This is a genomic window from Curtobacterium poinsettiae (genome assembly GCF_047226435.1).
GTDB classification, from domain to species: Bacteria; Actinomycetota; Actinomycetes; order Actinomycetales; family Microbacteriaceae; genus Curtobacterium; species Curtobacterium poinsettiae.
In genome coordinates, this window is sequence record NZ_CP178434.1 from 1,280,408 (window position 1) to 1,297,009 (window position 16,602).

The following is a 16,602-nucleotide window of genomic DNA, read 5'->3' on the forward strand; positions in this document are numbered from 1 at the left end:
CGGACGACGGACGGGAGGCACGGTGCCAGCTGGCACCGTGCCTCCCGTCGGTCCTTTCCCATGGCCACTGCAGTGGTAGGCCCGGAACCGCCCGGCGCCCTACTTGATGCCGGTCGAGGCGATGCCCTGCACGAACTGCCGCTGGAACGCCAGGAAGACCACGAGCAACGGCAGCACCGTGACGGTCGCGATCGCCATCACGGCTCCCCACGGTGAGCTGAACGCCGGGTTGTTCGTCAGGGTCGACAGGGCCACCGGCACCGTCAGGTTCTCGTTTCCCTGCAGGACGACGAGCGGCCACAGGAAGTCGTTCCACCGCGTCATGAACCCGAGGATCACGAGCACCCCCACCAGGGGGCCGCACGAGGGCAGCACCACCCGGAAGAACGTCTGGAACTCCCCGGCACCGTCGAGTCGAGCGGCCTCCATCAGCGCGTCCGGCACCCCGAGCATGAACTGCCGCGCGATGAAGATCCCGACGACGTCGAACACGGTCGGCAGGATCACCGCCCAGGGGGAGTCGACCAGGCCGATCTTCGCGACGACCAGGAAGCTCGGCACCAGGGTGACCTGGATCGGGATCATGATCGTGACGAGGAACGCCGAGTACAGCAGCCCTCGGCCCACGAAGCGGAACTTGGCGAGTGCGTACCCGGCCATCAGCGACACCACGACGCTCAAGGCAGTGCCGACGCTGGTGATGAGCGCCGAGTTGCCGAGCCACCGCCAGACCGGCTGCGTGCTGAACACCTGCGTGTAGTTCTCGAACGTCGGCCGGGTCGGGAACAGCGAGAACGCGCCACTCTGCGACTGCCCGCCGGGGGTGAGTGCCGAGACGACCATCCAGTACAGCGGGAACACCATCAGGATGGCCAGGGCGGTGAGCCCGGCGACGAGCACCCACCGACCGGGCCGGCGCCGGGAGCGGGCTCCAGCCGGACGGCGGCGGGGACCGCGGACATCGAGTACGGCCATCAGAGCATCTCCTCCGCCTTGCGGTTGGCGCGCTGCCGGAGCAGCGTGAACACGAGCAGGATCGCGACGAGCACCAGTCCGAGCGCCGCGGCGTAGCCCATCCGGGCATCGATGAACGCGGACCGGAACACGTACTGGATCAGCACGGTCGTCGAGAAGCCAGGGCCACCGCCGGTCATCACGTAGATGACGTCGAAGGCCTGCAACGAGAACACGACGTTCAGGATGAGCAGGATCGACGTCGTCGGGCGGAGCAGCGGCCAGGTGATGGTCCGGAACCGCACCCAGCGCGAGGCACCGTCGATCGCGGCGGCCTCCTTGAGCTCGGTGGGCACGGACTGCAGCGCGCCGAGGTAGATCACCATGCAGAAGCCGATCCGGGTCCAGACCACGACGACCACCAGGGTCGCCATCGCCCACCCCGGAGCGGTCAGCCAGGGCACGCGCCCCATGCCGAGCGCTTCGAGCAGGTTGTTCACGACGCCGTAGTCGCCGTTGAAGATCCACGACATGATGACGCCCACCACGACGCCGGCCGCGACCATCGGCACGAAGAACAGGGCGCGGAACACCGAGCGTCCGGGCAGCGGCCTGTTCAGGGCAACCGCCAGGGCGAGCCCGATCGCCATCGAGGTCGGCACGGTGCCGAGCGTGAACACGAGCGTGTTCCGCAGCGCCGTGCCGATGAGCGGGTCGGAGCCCATGTCGACGAAGTTCTTCCCGCCGACCCAGGTGCCGTCGCCGAGCGAGGTGCTGGAGTCCTGGAAGCTCAGCGCGATCGCCGTGATGATCGGGATGAGCGAGAAGCCGAGGAACAGCAGCGCCGCGGGGCCGATGAACACGTACGGGACGAAGCGGCCGCGGCTTCGGCGGGCACCGTCGCCAGCGGGGAGTCCGCCGGTCGGAGGGGCGGTGGACGCCGTCGTGCGGACCGGCGCGGTCTCAGTTCGCAGTGACACTGCGCATCGCCTCCATCATCTGGTTCGAGGCCTCTTTCGGGCTCAGCTGCCCGAGCAGGCAGAGGTCGAGGTAGTCGGCGAACACCGCGTTGAGCGAGCTGAAGTACTCGCCGCTCTCGGCCTTCACCATCGAGAGCGGGATCGTCGTCCCCTGGTCGATGAACCGCTGCATCGTGTCGGTGTTCGCGGCGTACCCGATGTCCTTCGCGTCGAGGGACTTCCGGGCGGGCAGCCAGTTGCCGTCGTGGCAGAACTGCTGCATCTTCGACCGTGACGTGATCATCGCCACGAGCTCGGCCGCGAGCTCCGGGTGCTTGCTCGACTTCGTGACGGCCAGGGCGTTGCCGCCCAGGTCGCTCGCCTCGCCGACGTTGCGGATCATCGGGGCAGTGCCCCAGTTGTCGGGCATGTCGGTGTCGAGCTGCGCGATCGACTCCGGGTTGTTGAGCATCATGCCGATCTGCCCGGTCAGGAACAGGTTCCGCGAGACGTCACCGCCGCCGCTCTTGCTGAGGTTGCCGGTCGTCGCGAGTCCTTCGGCGTACCACTTCCGGCCGAAGGCCAGGGCGTCGATCGCCTCTGGGGTGTCCATCGACGGGGTCGCGCCGTCCTCCCCGAGGAACGCGCCGCCGTTCTGGTGGACCAGCGGCAGCCACCGGTACGCCGTCTCGGGCGACGACCAGCCGTACCCGAACGCGTACTTGCCGGTGACCTGCTTGACCTCCTTCGCGACGTCGAGGAACGTATCCCACGTCCACGCGTCGGCCAGGGCCTCCGGCGGTGTGACGCCGATCTGCTCCATGACGTCGCGGTTGTAGTAGGTGATGAAGTTGTCGGTGTGCTGGAAGACGCCGTACACACCGTCGTCCCGCGCGCCGATCGCCCAGAACGGGTCGCTGTAGTCCTGCCGGTAGTCCGCCGGGACGGCCCCCGAGATGTCGACCAGGCTGCCGTTCGCGGCGTACCGGCCGATCTGCTGCGGGGTGATCCGGATGACGTCCGGCGCCAGGTCGGCGGCGAGCCGCGTGATGAACCACTGGTGGAACTGGCCGGTCGTGACCTCGACGGAGACGCTCGTGCCCGGGTGCGCCGCGACGAACTCGTCGGCGATCGCCTGGTAGCTCGTGATGTCAGTCGGGATGTTCCAGGTGGACAGGCGGATGTGCTTCGTGCCGCCGCGGGCAGCGGTTCCCTGGCCCGCGCAGGCGGCGAGGGCGCCGGCCATCGAGATACCGGCGAGTGCGAGGAACCCCCGTCTGGCGAGCTGGGGGGATGGTCGGGTCGGCATGGTCCTCTCCTTTGAGGTCGTGGTGCCGTGCAGGACGGACTGGAGGCGCGGCGCGCGGCTGCGCGTCGGCGCGAGCCGGACGTGGGGTCGCGGTTGCGGACCCGACCCCACGTCGGGCGCGACGGCGTCAGACCAGCGCTGGGCGGGCCTCCCGGTCGGCCGTGTGCGCGGCTGCGCCCGCGTCCGCCGGACGCAGCGACTCGGGGAGCAGCGCCGCATGGGCGTGCAGGAGCTCGTCGGTCATCTCGGCGATGCGGTCCAGCGTGAGGTGCGCCGCCGTCAGCGGGTCGAGGGCGACCGCGTGGTGGACGTGCTCGACGTTGCCCGTCAGCGCAGCGCGCACCGCCAGGGTCTGCACGTTCGTGTTCGTGCGGTTGATCGCGGCGAGCTGGGGCGGGAGCTCGCCGAACGAGGTCGGTTGCACGCCCTTGCCGTCCACCAGGCAGGCCACCTCGACGCAGGCGTCGGACGGCAGGTTCTGGATGACGCCGGTGCTGTTCGGGACGTTGCCGTAGACGACTGCGGGGACCCCCGTGACGATCGCGTTCACGATGCTCGCGCCGTACTCGACGCTCGGCGTCAGGTCGGCCTTGAGCTTCTCGAGCTGCGTGTCCACGTCGCCCTGCTCGTCGTGCGCCAGGCAGATCTCGTAGTAGTCCCAGCGCTCCGGGATGTACTCGAGCACCGTCTCCGGGTCCTTGCGGAAGTACGGCACGTACTCGCTGGCGTGGTGGCTCGACTCGGTCTCGAAGTACCCGAACGAGCGCATCAGCTGGGTGCGGACCTGCTCGTTGCCGCCCTCGTAGTTGCTCGCCGCGGCAGCCGCCTCGCTGTGGTCGCCGTCGTCGTCGTGCAGGTCGGACGCCGCGACGCCGCGCTGGTGCTTCGCCGTCATCACCTCGCGCAGACGCGGGTAGAGGTCCTCGCCGTTGCGACGCTTGAACTCGAGGATCCACGCCTGGTGGTTGATGCCGGCGCTGATGAACTCGACCTCGTCGTACGGCACGCCGAGCGTGCGGGCCAGCATGCGGGTGGTGCCCTGCACGCTGTGGCAGAGGCCGACGGTCCGCAGGCCCTTCGCGTTGAGGAACGCCGTGGCCATCGCCATCGGGTTCGCGTAGTTGATGAACTGGGCGTCCGGGCAGAGCTCGAGGGCGTCGCGGGCGATGTCCTCGTAGGCACGGACCGACCGCAGGAAGCGGAAGACGCCGCCGGGGCCGACGGTGTCGCCGACGGCCTGGTCGATGCCGTACTTGCGGGGGATCTCGACGTCCCACTTGTACGACTCGACGCCGCCGACCTGGAACGTGATGATGACGACGTCCGCACCCGCCAGGGCCTCGCGCCGGTCGGTGGTCTCGAGGACCTCGACGCCGAGGCCGTGGTGGGCGACGAGTTCGCGGGCTGCGGTCGCAGTGCGGGCGACCCGGCCCGCGTCGAGGTCCATGAGGTGCAACGTCGCGTCCTGCAGTGCGGGGAAGGAGACGAGGTCGCCGATGAGGCGGAAGGGGAAGACGAAGCCGCCGGCGCCGATGATGGTGATCTTGGTCATGTGACGACGGTAGGAAGCGCCGGGGCCCGGGGTCCTCCGGCTTCGGACGGCGGGGTTCCAGGATCCTCCGATCGGACTCCGGGTCGTCCACGCCGCTGCCGTAGGCTCGGCACCGTGCTCGACGTGGAGACGGTGGAAGCGGCGTACTGGAGCCATCGCGGCCCGGCGCCGATGATGCCGTCCTCACACCGGCACGACGACCTCGAGATCAACCTCGTGCTCGAGGGACGGCTCGACTACCGGTTCGGCGGGGAGCCGGTGAGCGTCAACGCGGGGGAGATCGCGCTCTTCTGGGGATGGACACCCCACCAGCTCGTCGGTGACGCGACGGGGACCGGACAGTGCCGGTGGGTGCACATACCGCTCGGCGAGGTGCTGGCGTGGGGGCTTCCGGACCACGACCTCGGTGCCATGCTGCTGAACCGTCCCGTCGTGGTGCCGACCGGTGCGGCTGGTCGGGACGTCGAGTCGATGTTGTCGTCGTGGCAACGGGACTTCGCGGACGACGGAGCCGGAGTGATCGCGAACCTCGAAGCGCAGGCCCTGGTGCGCCGGTTGCTGCGGCACCACCGCGACGCCGTGAACCAGCGCGCGGAGGGCGGGCACGGCACCGCGGACGCGATGCACCGGGTGATCGACATGGTGCGGTTCGTCGTGGACCGGTTCCGCGAACCGATCGAGGTCGCCGACGTCGCCGCTGCGGCACACCTGCATCCGCACTACGCCATGACGGTGTTCCGGCAGGACGTCGGGACCACGATCGGGGAGTACCTGACTCGGTGCCGAGTGGCCGAAGCGCAGCGGTTGCTCGCGACCACGTCGATGACGACGTCGGAGATCGCGCACGCCGCGGGGTTCGGCTCGCAGTCGAGCTTCTACGCGCACTTCACCCGTGCTTGCGGGAGCGCGCCCGGGGCGTACCGAGCGCGGGCCCGCTGAGCTGTGGTTCCCACGACGTGAATCGGCCCGGACCGCGCTGCTGCGTGGTCCGGGCCGATCGTGGTGCGGGGGTGTTACTTGATCTGTGCGGTGATGGTGGCGGTGCCGACGAGGAGGCCGCGCTTGACGGCGTCGGTGCCGAAGGTCTTGTTCAGCAGGCCGGCGGCGTCTTCGCTGATGTGGACGGTGGTGCCGGTCAGGATGGCGTTGTCGCCCTCGAGCTGGAGGGGCTTGAGGGAGCCGCCGTGCAGCTCGAACAGGAACGCGTTGTTGACGGCGACCTTGCCGTTGACCAGGACGTCGCCGTAGAGCTTGGACGAGCCGGGGTTGACGACGAAGTTCTCGAGGGTGACGGTGGTGTCGCCGCCCTTGAGGGTCAGGCCGGAGTCGTCGTGGTTGAGCAGGCCCTGGACGTAGGGGCGGTAGTTGCCGTCGGGGGACCAGTAGGTGACCGATCCGGCGGTGATCGGGAACGACACGGACCCGTCGGCGAGCTTGGCGGTGCCGGAGACGCCGGGGGTGAGCTTGAGGGAGGTGAGGGCGTCGGTGAAGCCGGAGTCGAGCTTCACGGCGGTGGAGCCACCGAGGACCTCGGGCACCGAGGCGACCGGTGCGGGGATCTTCGACGACGACGAGGACACCGTGTGGATCGCGGGGGTCGCGGCCTGGGCGGAGGAGATGCCGAACGCGGCACCGCCCAGCACGAGGGCGCCGGTGGTGGCGAGGGTGATGGAGGTCTTGAGGCTCTTGCGCATCGTGATCAGTCCTTTGCTGTTGTCGCGCTCGGCGCGGCTGCTGTGTGCGCGCCGAACACACCCTGGTGCAGGGTGGAGAACCAGCGGTGTGCGGCTGGTGAGCGCTCCGGGTGGTTCCCGGTCGTTGCAGGTGATTCGGCACCCTCTGCCCGTCGGATTGGGACGACTTCTCCGGGCCCGTCGCCCCTAGGCTCGGGGCATGCGGGGAACGACGATCCGACCGACCACCGAGGACGACTGGGAGCGGGTCCGTGCGCTGCGGCTCGAGATGATCCAGGACACCCCGAAGGCCTACGGGGAGCGCCTCGCCGACGCCGAGCAGCTGCAGGAACGTGACTGGCGGCGCCGCGGTCGCCGTGAACACGACGTCGGCGGGACGACCCTCGCCGCGATCGACGCCGACGGCACGTGGGTCGGGACGATGGGGGTGTACGTCCCCGGTCCCCGTGTCGGACCGCTCCTGGTCGGCGTCTACGTCGCACCCTCGCACCGGGGTCGTGCCACTGGTGTCGCCGATGCGCTGCTCGACGAGATCGAGGTGTGGGCGGCGACGCACGGGTCGGCCCTGCGGCTGCACGTGCACGAGGGGAACACCCGCGCGCAGGCCTTCTACGCCCGGCGCGGCTACGAGCCGACGGGCGCGACCGAGGCGTACGTGCTCGACCCGAGTGAGCTCGAGGTCGAGATGATCCGACAGCTGCGGGGATCGCTGTGACCGCCGGGACGGCCGGGGCTTCCGTGCCCGCTGTGCGGTGGCTGCTGCTCGACGTGGGCGGGGTGCTCGAACTCGTCGACGACGCCGCGTGGCCCGGACACTTCCGGGCGCGGTGGGCCGAGCGGCTCGGGATGACGACGGACGACTTCTCCGCTCGGCTCGTCGCAGCCGACCTGCCCGACGCCTCGCGGCAGACCGGCGTCGTCGACCGGTACTGGGGTGCGATCGGCACGGCGCTCGGGCTGTCGGCCGAGCAGCTCGCCGTCATGCGCGCCGACTTCTGGGATGCGTACTGCGGCACCCTGAACGAACCGCTGTACGACTTTCTCGCCGGACTCCGCGGCACGATCGGCCTGGCGATCCTGTCGAACTCGGGCGACGGTGCCCGCGAGGAAGAGGAGCGGCGCTTCCGGTTCTCGGCGGTGTTCGACCCGATCTGCTACTCCCACGAGATCGGCGTGAACAAGCCCGATGCCGAGGCGTTCCGGATCACGTTGGACCGCCTGCAGGCGACCCCGGCCGAGGTGTTCTTCATCGACGACGTCCCGGAGAACATCGCGGCCGCCCGTGCACTCGGCATCGGGGCGCACCTGCACGTCGACACCGACGAGACGATCCGGGTGCTCGACGCGGTCGTGCGGGGGAGCGGCCGGCCGTGACCGTCGGCATCGTGTTCTTCGACGTCGACGGGACCCTCGTCACCCCCGGTTCCAGCAGCAGCTTCCCGGCAGCCCGGTTCGGGCACCAGCGAGCCCTCGACCAGGCAGAGGCCCGGTACGCCGACGGCGAGCTCACCAACCAGCAGGTGAGCGAGGTCGACGCCCTCGGGTGGCGCGGCACGGCCACTGCGACGGTCGAGCGGTGGCTCGACGACCTGCCGGTGTTGCCCGGCACCGACGCCGTCGTCGCCTGGTGCGCTGCACACGGCGTCGAACCCGTGCTCGCGTCGCTCGCCTGGCAGCCCGTGACCCGCTCCTTGGCGCGGCGGTTCGGGTTCGTCGCGAACGGAGGACCCCGGGTGGGGGAGCGCAGCGGCGTCCACGACGGCTCCGTCGCGGAGCACTTCGACGAGTTCGACAAGCGGGACCGGGCGCTCGCGCTCGCTCGCGACCGCGGTGTCCCGATCGAACGCTGCTGCGCCGTCGGGGACAGCCGCTCGGACATCCCGCTCTTCCGGGCGCTTCCGAGCGCGCTGGCGCTCAACGCGAGCCCGGCTGCACGTGCGGCTGCGAGTGACGCGATGGACGCGGACGACCTCTCGAGCATCATCCCCTGGCTCGGCCGCTGGTTCCGGGGACTCGCCTGATCGATCCGCTCCGAGCCGGATGCGGCATGATCGGTCCGTGTCTTCTGTGAACCCGACCGACGCGTACCGTGCCGCCCGCGACCAACTCCTCGCTGCGGACTCTCCTGAAGCGGCACGCGCCGGGTTCCGGTGGCCCGACGTCGGCGAGACGTTCAACTGGGCGTCCGACTGGTTCGACGTCATCGCGACCGACAACGGCCGCACGGCGCTCTGGATCGTCGAGGAGGACGGCCGTGAACAGCGGCTGAGCTACGCCGAGATGGCCGCACGCTCCGATCGGCTCGCCGCACGCCTGCACGGCTTCGGCGTGCAGCAGGGCGACCACGTCCTCGTCATGCTCGGCAACCAGCTCGAGCTCTGGGAGACCATGCTCGCCGTGATCAAGCTCGGCGCGGTCATCCTGCCGACGTCGACGATGCTCGACACCGCCGACCTGCAGGACCGTGTCGACCGGGGTTCGGTGGCGCACGTCGTCACGAACCAGAGCGAGACACACAAGTACGACGACGTCCGAGGCGCCTTCACGCGCATCGTGATCGGCGGCCACTCCGACGGCTGGACGGAGTACCCGAGCGACCTGGGCGAGCCCGCCCCTGAAGGCGAGGCACGCCCGCGGGTCATCACCCGCACCACCGACCCGTGCCTGGTCTACTTCACGTCCGGCACCACGTCGAAGCCGAAGATGGTCGTGCACACCCAGACGTCCTACCCGGTCGGGCACCTCAGCACCATGTACTGGCTCGGCGTCCGCCCCGGTGACGTCCACCTGACGATCAGTTCGCCCGGCTGGGGCAAGCACGCCTGGAGCTGCTTCTTCGCGCCCTGGATCGCCGAGGCCACCGTCTTCATCCACAACACCGCACGCTTCGACCCGGCCGGCCTGCTCGCCCAGCTCGAACGCGCCGAGGTCAACACGTTCTGCGCCCCGCCCACCGCCTGGCGGATGATGCTGCAGTCCGACCTCGGCGCGAAGCCGCGTGCCCTGCGCGAGGTCATCTCGGCCGGCGAGCCGCTCAACCCCGAGGTCATCGGCCGGGTCGAGGCAGCGTGGGGGCTCACCATCCGCGACGGCTACGGGCAGACCGAGACCACCGCGATCGTCGGCAACGCCCCCGGAGCCCCCGTGACCCCCGGAGCCATGGGCAAGCCGCTGCCCGGCGTCACCGTCACGCTGCTCGACCCCGTCACCGGCGAACCGGGCGACGAGGGCGAGGTCTGCCTGGACCTGACCGAGCGGCCCGTCAACCTGATGGCCGAGTACCTGGGCGACCCCGATCGCACGGCATCGTCGATGCGCGACGGCTTCTTCCACACCGGCGACATCGCCGTCCGTGACGCCGACGGCGAGCTGACGTTCATCGGTCGCACCGACGACGTGTTCAAGTCCTCCGACTACAAGGTGTCGCCCTTCGAGGTGGAGAGCGCGCTGCTCCAGCACCCGGCCGTGGCCGAGAGCGCGGTCGTCCCGGCTCCCGACGATGCCCGCCTCAACGTCGTCAAGGCGTACGTCACGTTGGCCACCGGATGGGAGGCGTCGGCCGACACCGCCAGACAGGTCCTGGAGTACGCACGCACAGCTCTCCCCGCCTACGCGCGTGTGCGCCGGGTCGAGTTCGCGGAGCTGCCGAAGACCATCTCGGGCAAGATCCGTCGCGTCGAGCTGCGGGAGCGCGAGGAGCTGTCGGTGACCAACGGCACACGTGCCGAGGGGGAGTGGCGCGACGACGAGTTCCCCGGCCTCCGCGCGCCCCGCCCGCACGCCGGACCCGCTGCCGGCTGATCGACTGGCGGAGCTCACACATGGTCGTCGTCCTGCGCCCGTGGTCCTTGGACGACGCGGCTGCGCTCCTCGTCGCCAGTCGGTCGGACCCGGATCTCGCGACGCAGTTCCCGGAGGTCGGGCTCGATGACGAGGAGCATGCCCGCGCGCACATCACGGGCGCACTGCGGTTCGACGACCACGCGAGGAACTGGGCGATCGTCGAGGACGGGGTCGCGGTCGGCAACGTCGGTCTCTCGGCGATCGAGTTCCGGCACGGCACGGCGTGGGCCCACTGCTGGGTGGCAGCCGATGCTCGTGGCCGAGGACTCGCCGCTCGTGCGCTGACGAGTGTGTCGAGCTGGGCCTTCGACGCCGGTCTCTTCCGCCTCGAACTCGGACACCGGACGAACAACCCGGCGTCGTGTCGGGTCGCCGCCGCCGCGGGGTTCAGCGCGGAGGGCATCGAACGGCAGAAGCTCCGGTACGGCTCGGAGCGGTTCGACGTCGAGACGCACGCCCGCCTCGCGATCGACCCCGTGCCGGACCTGCCCGGGTTCGAGGTCAGGACGACGTCCTGACGGCTGCCCGGTCAGTCCCTAGGCTCGGCACGTGGAACTGATCACGGACGTCACGCGCGGCGACTGGCTGTTGGCCCGGGCCGGCGAGTTCGCCACGTTCGGCGGCGTCGCGGGCACCGGCTTCGAGGCGTACGCGCGGATCCTGCACCCGCTCCGCGCGGATCGCGAAGACCGCTCGACCGTGGACGAGTACGACGACCACCCGGTCATCGAATCGACCGAGTGGCGTTGGGCCGCCGTCGCCGAGCGCACCCGTCGGACGATCGATCCCCTCGTGTCGTGGCAGACGCTCAGCGGTCGGGACGACGAGTCCGACCTGTCCTTCGAGGACGGCTGGCTCGTCCACCCGCCCGAAACGGGCTGGTACGAGCCGACGCAGCTCGCCGCGCTCACCGAGCTCCTCGCCGACGCGACGTTGACGCCGGACGACCTGGTCGGGGCGGTCTGGGACGGATGGGGCGACCTCAACGCGTCGACGTTGGGCTTCGGGTGGCAGGGAAACGGCGAGCCGACGGCGGCCGAGCGCGTGGAGATGCAGGCGCACATGGCCCGGGCCCAGGCGCAGCACCGGCGGGAGCAGGCTGCGCTCCGGGAGTCGCTCGCGGGTCCGCGCTTCCCGTGGCCAGCCCGGGACTGCTTGCTGCTCTCCATGTCGCTGCAGCAGCTCGGCGACCCGTCCTGGATGGACGACGCCCGCGTGGGCACCGACGTCGGCGTCGAGCACACCCCGCAGATGCTCTGGCCGGAAGGGCACGAGTGGGTGCTCGCCACCGAGATCGACTGGGACTCGACGATCGTCGCCGGGACGCGGTCGCTGGTCGACACGATCCTGGCCGATCACCGGTTCGAGGCGTACGAGGTCGATGCCGAAGCCTCGCCGGACTGATCAGACGGGCAGGGGCACCTCGGTGGTCACACGACGGACGCTCCGGGTCGACGCCGCGACGACGGTGGCGACGACGATGACGACGGCGCAGCCGATCAGCGTCGTGCTCGTCCCGACGGCGTGCGCCAGCGGTCCGACCAGGGCCTCGCCGAGCGGGACGGCGACGAACGATCCGACCATGTCGTACGAGTAGACCCGCGACAGCACGGCGCGGGGCACGTTCGACTGCAGTGCGTGGTCCCAGGCGATCGCGAACAGCTCGAGGGCGATCCCGCCCAGGGCGAACGCGACGAGCAGGGTCGGCAGGGCCGGGGCGACCCCGAGCGCCACGACGGGGAGCGCGGTCACCGCCATCAGGGCGACACCGATGCCGAGCGCACGCCGGGGCCGCCACCGCAGGGCGATCAGCGCACCGAGTGCCAGGCCGACGGTCTGCGCGGCGACGACGAGCCCCCAGGCCGCCCTGCCGAAGGAGTCGTCCGCGACGACCGGTCCGAGCACGGTCGTCGCGCCGACGAAGGCGGCGTTGAGCACTGCGAACTGGGCGACCACCGTCCAGACCCAGCGTCGTCCCGAGAACTCGACCCATCCCTCCCGGATGTCCGCGATCACCGACGGACGGTCGGCCGGTGCGATGGACGCGCGACGGGGCAGGCGTATCCGCGCGTACAGGGCTGCGGCGACGGCGAAGCCGGCGGCGTCGACCGCCAGCCCCCACCCGGCACCGACGAGCGCGACCATGCCGGCCCCGGCGGAGGCACCGACGATCGTCCCGGCGTTGATGCTCAACCGGATCACGGCGTTCGCGGGGCGGAGCAGCGCCTCGGGAACGGTTTCGGGCACCATGGCCGCGGTCGTCGGCAGGCTCACCGCGGCGACCGCGCCGTTCAGGATGCTGAGCACGACCAGGAGCGGGACGGTCGCCGTGCCGGTCAGGACTAGCACGGCGACAGCGGCCTGTGTCACCGCCGCGCCGAGCGACGTGGCGACGAGCACGACGTCGCGGGGCAGGCGGTCGGCGATGACCCCGCCGAACAGCAGGACCGCGACGTTCGCGACCGAGCGTGCGGCCACGACGAGGCCCAGGTCGACGGGTGAGCCGGTGAGGTCGAGGACGGCGAACGCCAGGGCGATCGGGGCGACGGCGTTGCCGACGATGCTCACCGTGCGGGCTGCGAGCAGCCAACGGAACGGTGCGTGGGCGAGGACGCCCGTGGTCGGCGTGCTCACGGTCGCCGCATGGGGAACATCGAGACGGTCATCGACACCGGAACCGTGCCCGGGGTACGCGGGCGCTGTGCTGCTGCGTGGAGCAGGGCGGACGCCTGGCCGACGTGGTGCACCACGCGCCGCCACGTCTCGGGGCCGACCCACAGCTCGGCGTCGGTCGAGACGGCAGGGCCCGTGGTCCGCTGGTGCAGTCGTCGCCGGAGCTCCTCGACCTGCGCCTCGACGTAGACGAGCTGGTCCTCGATCGAGACGTCGGCGTCATCGCCGGATTGGCCGTCGGGGCCGAACGCCCGCGACGACGACTCATGTCGGTACCGCTTCGCCTCGCCGCCTCGGAGCCGCACGACCTCGACGACCGCGACCAGCCCCGCCCGTTCGAGCACCCGCAGGTGGTAGCTCGCGGTGGCCTGCGAGAGGCCGAGTTCCCGCGCGGCCTCGGCCGCGCTCATCGCGGTGCTCGTCACCAGCGACAGCAGGCGGAGCCGGATCGGGTGGGCGGTCGCCCGGAGGGACTGGAGGCTCGACATGCGCCCATCGTCGCCGCTGCGGTCGAGACCGTCAAACGGCTCTTTGGGGGTTGTCGGATACTGTCGATGGATGATCAACACCGCCCGCCGCGGCGAACGACCAGCCGTGTCCGGAACTGGCCCCCAGCGTCAGCTCACCGACCGTGCCACACCGGAAGTGTGGGGAGCGTTGGTCGGGCGTGCTGTGGCCCTGCCCGGTGTGGAGGAAGGGCACAGTCAGGTGTCCCCGGCTTCGTCGCGCGCATTGTTCCTCCGTGATCAGCGCTCCCACGTCGTCCCGTGGACCTCGCTGGCCCCGGACGTGCGACTCGAACCCGTGCACCTGCACGGCGTCGAGGACACTTCAGTCCACCTCTGTCTCCCGGTCGCGCGGGGAACCGAGCTGACCGAGCTGGGGTGGGCGATCCCGCACCAGTACGAGGACCACGGGACCGAGTTCATGGTGTTCGGCCCGCGCGATGCCCAGGAACTCTCGGTCGTGCTGTCGATCATCGAGGAGAGCCTGGCCTTCGCTCGAGACCCGGGCGATGAGCGTCCGGCGCACGAGCCCGCCTGATCACCGCGCACCGGTCTTTCGCGCTCAGCGACACCTCACGGGCCGCCGCGCGCGTGAACTGTCGCCCAGCGCGAAACAGCGCGACCCCCCCCGCCCGCGTCACCCCGCCCCATCCGCGTCAGCCTGTGGGAGCACACATCTCCCCCCAACGGCGGACGCGGCGCCGACCACCGCTCCCGTAGCGTCGACGCCGTGATCGAAGTCAGCCATCTCACCAAACAGTACGGTCCGAAGACCGCCGTGGACGACGTCTCCTTCGTCGTGCGTCCCGGCAGTGTGACCGGCTTCCTCGGGCCCAACGGCGCCGGGAAGTCCACCACGATGCGCATGATCATGGGGCTCGACCAGCCCACGTCGGGCACAGCCACCGTGAACGGCCAGCCCTACACGAGCTTCCGCGACCCGCTCCGGCAGGTCGGCGCCCTGCTCGAGGCGAAGGCCGTCCACTCCGGACGCAGCGCCTACAACCACCTGCTCTCCCTCGCGGCGACCCACGGCATCCCGAAGTCCCGCGTGCACGAGGTCATCGACATGACCGGCCTCGACTCCGTCGCGAAGAAGCGCGTCGGCGGGTTCTCGCTCGGCATGGGGCAGCGCCTGGGAATCGCTGCCGCACTGCTCGGCGACCCGAAGACCCTGATCCTCGACGAGCCGGTCAACGGCCTCGACCCCGACGGCGTGCTCTGGGTCCGACAGCTCGCCCGCCGCATGGCCGCGGACGGCCGCACCGTGTTCCTCTCCAGCCACCTGATGAGCGAGATGGCACAGACCGCCGACCGCGTGGTCGTGCTCGGCCGAGGCAAGGTCCTGGCCGACGCCCCGATCGCGGAGTTCGTCGCCGGTGGCGGCGCCGCTGCCGGCACCGATGCCGCCGTCAGCCGTGTCATCGTCCGCACGCCGGACCCGAACGGCCTGTTCAACGCCATCGGCCCGAACGCCGCGGTCACCCAGCGCGAGGACGGCTCATTCCTCGTCGTCGGGCCCGACGCACCGACGGTCGGCAACATCGCCGCACAGGCAGGCGTCCCCCTGCACGAACTCACCCCGACCGGCGCGAGCCTGGAAGAGGCCTACATGGCCCTCACCCGCGACGACGTCGAGTACCGATCGGAGGGCACCCGATGAGCGCCACCACCTCGCCCACCACACCGTCGACCCGGATGTCCGGCTCGACCCGCCTGTCGTTCCCGCACCTGGTGCGGAGCGAGTGGATCAAGCTGCGCAGCATCCGGTCCACGTTCTGGTGCTACGCGATCCTGGTCGTCCTCACGATCGGCATGGCCGCGCTGATCGGGGCGAACACGAACAGCGGCGGCCAGGAGCTGCCGACGGACCTCGCCAACGGCACCTTCGTGAACGCCAACGCCGTGGGTGTCCTGCTCTCGTCGCTCGTCGTCGGCGTGCTCGGCGTCCTCATCATCACCGGTGAGTACGGCACGGGCCAGGTCCGCTCGACGTTCACCGCCGACCCGCGACGCACCGGCGTGATCCTGGCGAAGGCCACCGTCCTTGCCATCGCGACCTTCGTCGTCAGCGCCGTCGCCACCTGGATCGGCGTCCTCATCTCGCTGCCGCTGCTGGCCGGCAACGGCATCGAGCCGGAGGTCAGCGACCCGTCGGTGTTCCTGCCGATCCTCGGTTCGTCGGTCTTCCTGACCCTGCTGGCGCTCCTCGCGTACGGCATCGGTCTGCTCGTCCGGTCGAGCGCCGGCGGCATCGCGATCACGCTCGGCCTCCTGCTGGTCGTTCCGGGGGTGCTCGCACTCATGAGCGGACTGATGAAGGTCGACTGGCCGATGGACATCGCGGCGTTCCTGCCCGACTCAGCCGGCGGCCAGCTCTACGCCTACTCGTACGACGGCGCGAGCACGGTCGACAACAGCGGGGTCGTGCTGAACGGCTGGGGCGGCTTCGGCGTCCTCGCCGCCGAGGTGCTCGTCGTCGGTGGCCTCGCCCTGACGCTCGCGCGCCGTCGCGACGTCTGACGCGACCACCCCACGGCCGGGAGGCGCGGTGCCAGCTGGCACCGCGCCTCCCGTCGTTCGCGGTGTGGGTCCGCAGCGTCACTAGGCTCACAGCGTGCGCTCCGTCCCCGCCCTGCTCCTGCCCGCGATCGCGGGCGTGCTGCTGCTGGCCGGCTGCGCCGGGCCGCCGCCCGTCGACGAGGCGGCGCTGCACACCTGGGAGAAGCGGCAGATGGCCGCCGAGTCGGACCGGGACCTCGGCGCGATGTTCGCCGAAGAACCCGCCGGGCAGAGCGCGACGGGGAACGACGACGAGATCGACCGTGGCGTCACGATCACGTTCGCGCACCCGGAGACGGTCGACCACCTCGAGTTCTCGTGCTTCGGTGACGGGCACATGAGCGGTTCGGTCATGGTCGTCTCGCGGGAAACGTCGCGGAACCACATCATCGAGGCGATGCCCTGCGGCGACGGGGAGCAACGCATCGACCTGCGGCGAACCTGGCGTGCCGACGTCGACAGCATCTCCTTCAACGGGTTCGACAGTGACCGCGACAGCGCCTGGAACGTTCGCGTGATCGGCGCAACGCCCGGCGCGGACTGACCGCCC

The 16,602-nt window shown here is 70.6% G+C and carries 18 protein-coding genes; 11 read left to right on the forward strand and 7 right to left on the reverse strand.

What is annotated here, in order from left to right; all coding sequences use genetic code 11:
• Positions 1–99: 99 nt before the first annotated feature.
• The 4 genes from ACL00U_RS06075 to melA form a co-directional block, all read right to left on the reverse strand.
• Complete coding sequence (locus tag ACL00U_RS06075; RefSeq protein ID WP_412873942.1) at positions 100–975, reverse strand: carbohydrate ABC transporter permease; 876 nt, start codon at positions 973–975, stop codon at positions 100–102.
• Positions 975–1,934: a carbohydrate ABC transporter permease gene (locus ACL00U_RS06080; RefSeq protein WP_412873943.1), complete on the reverse strand. Its 960-nt coding sequence runs from the start codon at positions 1,932–1,934 to the stop codon at positions 975–977. The genes ACL00U_RS06075 and ACL00U_RS06080 overlap by 1 nt, the downstream gene beginning before the upstream one ends.
• Positions 1,918–3,222, reverse strand: coding sequence for an ABC transporter substrate-binding protein (locus ACL00U_RS06085; protein ID WP_259552196.1), 1,305 nt, complete (start codon positions 3,220–3,222; stop codon positions 1,918–1,920). Before ACL00U_RS06085 ends, ACL00U_RS06080 begins: the two co-directional genes overlap by 17 nt.
• A 127-nt stretch (positions 3,223–3,349) precedes the next feature.
• On the reverse strand, positions 3,350–4,774 hold the full coding sequence (melA, locus tag ACL00U_RS06090; RefSeq protein ID WP_263137270.1) for an alpha-galactosidase: 1,425 nt from the start codon (positions 4,772–4,774) through the stop codon (positions 3,350–3,352).
• Positions 4,775–4,888: 114 nt separating this feature from the next.
• Here melA and ACL00U_RS06095 point away from each other — a divergent pair, with 114 nt between their 5' ends.
• Positions 4,889–5,713, forward strand: a complete 825-nt coding sequence (locus ACL00U_RS06095; protein WP_056069172.1) for a helix-turn-helix domain-containing protein — start codon at positions 4,889–4,891, stop codon at positions 5,711–5,713.
• Between the two features lie 74 nt (positions 5,714–5,787).
• On the opposite strand, the gene ACL00U_RS06100 is transcribed toward ACL00U_RS06095, so the two are convergent.
• Positions 5,788–6,468, reverse strand: a complete 681-nt coding sequence (locus ACL00U_RS06100; RefSeq protein ID WP_042537774.1) for a hypothetical protein — start codon at positions 6,466–6,468, stop codon at positions 5,788–5,790.
• Between the two features lie 199 nt (positions 6,469–6,667).
• Here ACL00U_RS06100 and ACL00U_RS06105 point away from each other — a divergent pair, with 199 nt between their 5' ends.
• From ACL00U_RS06105 to ACL00U_RS06130, 6 genes are read left to right on the forward strand one after another with little or no spacing between them, the layout of a single operon-like run.
• The gene (locus tag ACL00U_RS06105; RefSeq protein ID WP_017885822.1) at positions 6,668–7,183 is read left to right on the forward strand and encodes a GNAT family N-acetyltransferase; all 516 of its coding nucleotides are present in this window, start codon (positions 6,668–6,670) and stop codon (positions 7,181–7,183) included.
• Positions 7,180–7,842 (forward strand): HAD-IA family hydrolase, encoded by a 663-nt coding sequence (locus ACL00U_RS06110; RefSeq protein ID WP_412873944.1) that lies wholly within the window; start codon positions 7,180–7,182, stop codon positions 7,840–7,842. The genes ACL00U_RS06105 and ACL00U_RS06110 overlap by 4 nt, the downstream gene beginning before the upstream one ends.
• Complete coding sequence (locus ACL00U_RS06115) at positions 7,839–8,489, forward strand: HAD family hydrolase (protein WP_412873945.1); 651 nt, start codon at positions 7,839–7,841, stop codon at positions 8,487–8,489. The genes ACL00U_RS06110 and ACL00U_RS06115 overlap by 4 nt, the downstream gene beginning before the upstream one ends.
• A 19-nt stretch (positions 8,490–8,508) precedes the next feature.
• Positions 8,509–10,269 (forward strand): AMP-binding protein, encoded by a 1,761-nt coding sequence (locus tag ACL00U_RS06120; protein ID WP_412873946.1) that lies wholly within the window; start codon positions 8,509–8,511, stop codon positions 10,267–10,269.
• Positions 10,270–10,289: 20 nt separating this feature from the next.
• Positions 10,290–10,829, forward strand: coding sequence for a GNAT family N-acetyltransferase (locus tag ACL00U_RS06125; RefSeq protein ID WP_412873947.1), 540 nt, complete (start codon positions 10,290–10,292; stop codon positions 10,827–10,829).
• A gap of 31 nt (positions 10,830–10,860) precedes the next feature.
• The gene (locus ACL00U_RS06130) at positions 10,861–11,715 is read left to right on the forward strand and encodes a hypothetical protein (RefSeq protein ID WP_412873948.1); all 855 of its coding nucleotides are present in this window, start codon (positions 10,861–10,863) and stop codon (positions 11,713–11,715) included.
• On the opposite strand, the gene ACL00U_RS06135 is transcribed toward ACL00U_RS06130, so the two are convergent.
• Together ACL00U_RS06135 and ACL00U_RS06140 are read right to left on the reverse strand one after the other, a co-directional pair.
• The gene (locus ACL00U_RS06135; RefSeq protein ID WP_412873949.1) at positions 11,716–12,945 is read right to left on the reverse strand and encodes an MFS transporter; all 1,230 of its coding nucleotides are present in this window, start codon (positions 12,943–12,945) and stop codon (positions 11,716–11,718) included. It lies immediately after the preceding gene.
• On the reverse strand, positions 12,942–13,472 hold the full coding sequence (locus tag ACL00U_RS06140; protein WP_412873950.1) for an ArsR/SmtB family transcription factor: 531 nt from the start codon (positions 13,470–13,472) through the stop codon (positions 12,942–12,944). The genes ACL00U_RS06135 and ACL00U_RS06140 overlap by 4 nt, the downstream gene beginning before the upstream one ends.
• 70 nt (positions 13,473–13,542) lie before the next feature.
• On the opposite strand from ACL00U_RS06140, the gene ACL00U_RS06145 reads away from it, so the two are divergent.
• The 4 genes from ACL00U_RS06145 to ACL00U_RS06160 all read left to right on the forward strand — a co-directional run bounded on the left by ACL00U_RS06145 (position 13,543) and on the right by ACL00U_RS06160 (position 16,596).
• Positions 13,543–14,028: a hypothetical protein gene (locus tag ACL00U_RS06145; protein ID WP_412873951.1), complete on the forward strand. Its 486-nt coding sequence runs from the start codon at positions 13,543–13,545 to the stop codon at positions 14,026–14,028.
• A 192-nt stretch (positions 14,029–14,220) separates the two neighbouring features.
• Positions 14,221–15,153 carry an ABC transporter ATP-binding protein gene (locus ACL00U_RS06150; RefSeq protein WP_017885815.1) on the forward strand — a complete coding sequence of 311 codons (933 nt, stop codon included), beginning with the start codon at positions 14,221–14,223 and terminating at the stop codon, positions 15,151–15,153.
• A complete protein-coding gene (locus ACL00U_RS06155) occupies positions 15,150–16,013 on the forward strand; it encodes an ABC transporter permease (RefSeq protein ID WP_042540425.1) in 864 nt (287 codons plus the stop codon). The genes ACL00U_RS06150 and ACL00U_RS06155 overlap by 4 nt, the downstream gene beginning before the upstream one ends.
• Positions 16,014–16,107: 94 nt before the next feature.
• A complete protein-coding gene (locus ACL00U_RS06160) occupies positions 16,108–16,596 on the forward strand; it encodes a hypothetical protein (RefSeq protein ID WP_412873952.1) in 489 nt (162 codons plus the stop codon).
• The last annotated feature ends 6 nt before the right edge of the window (positions 16,597–16,602 follow it).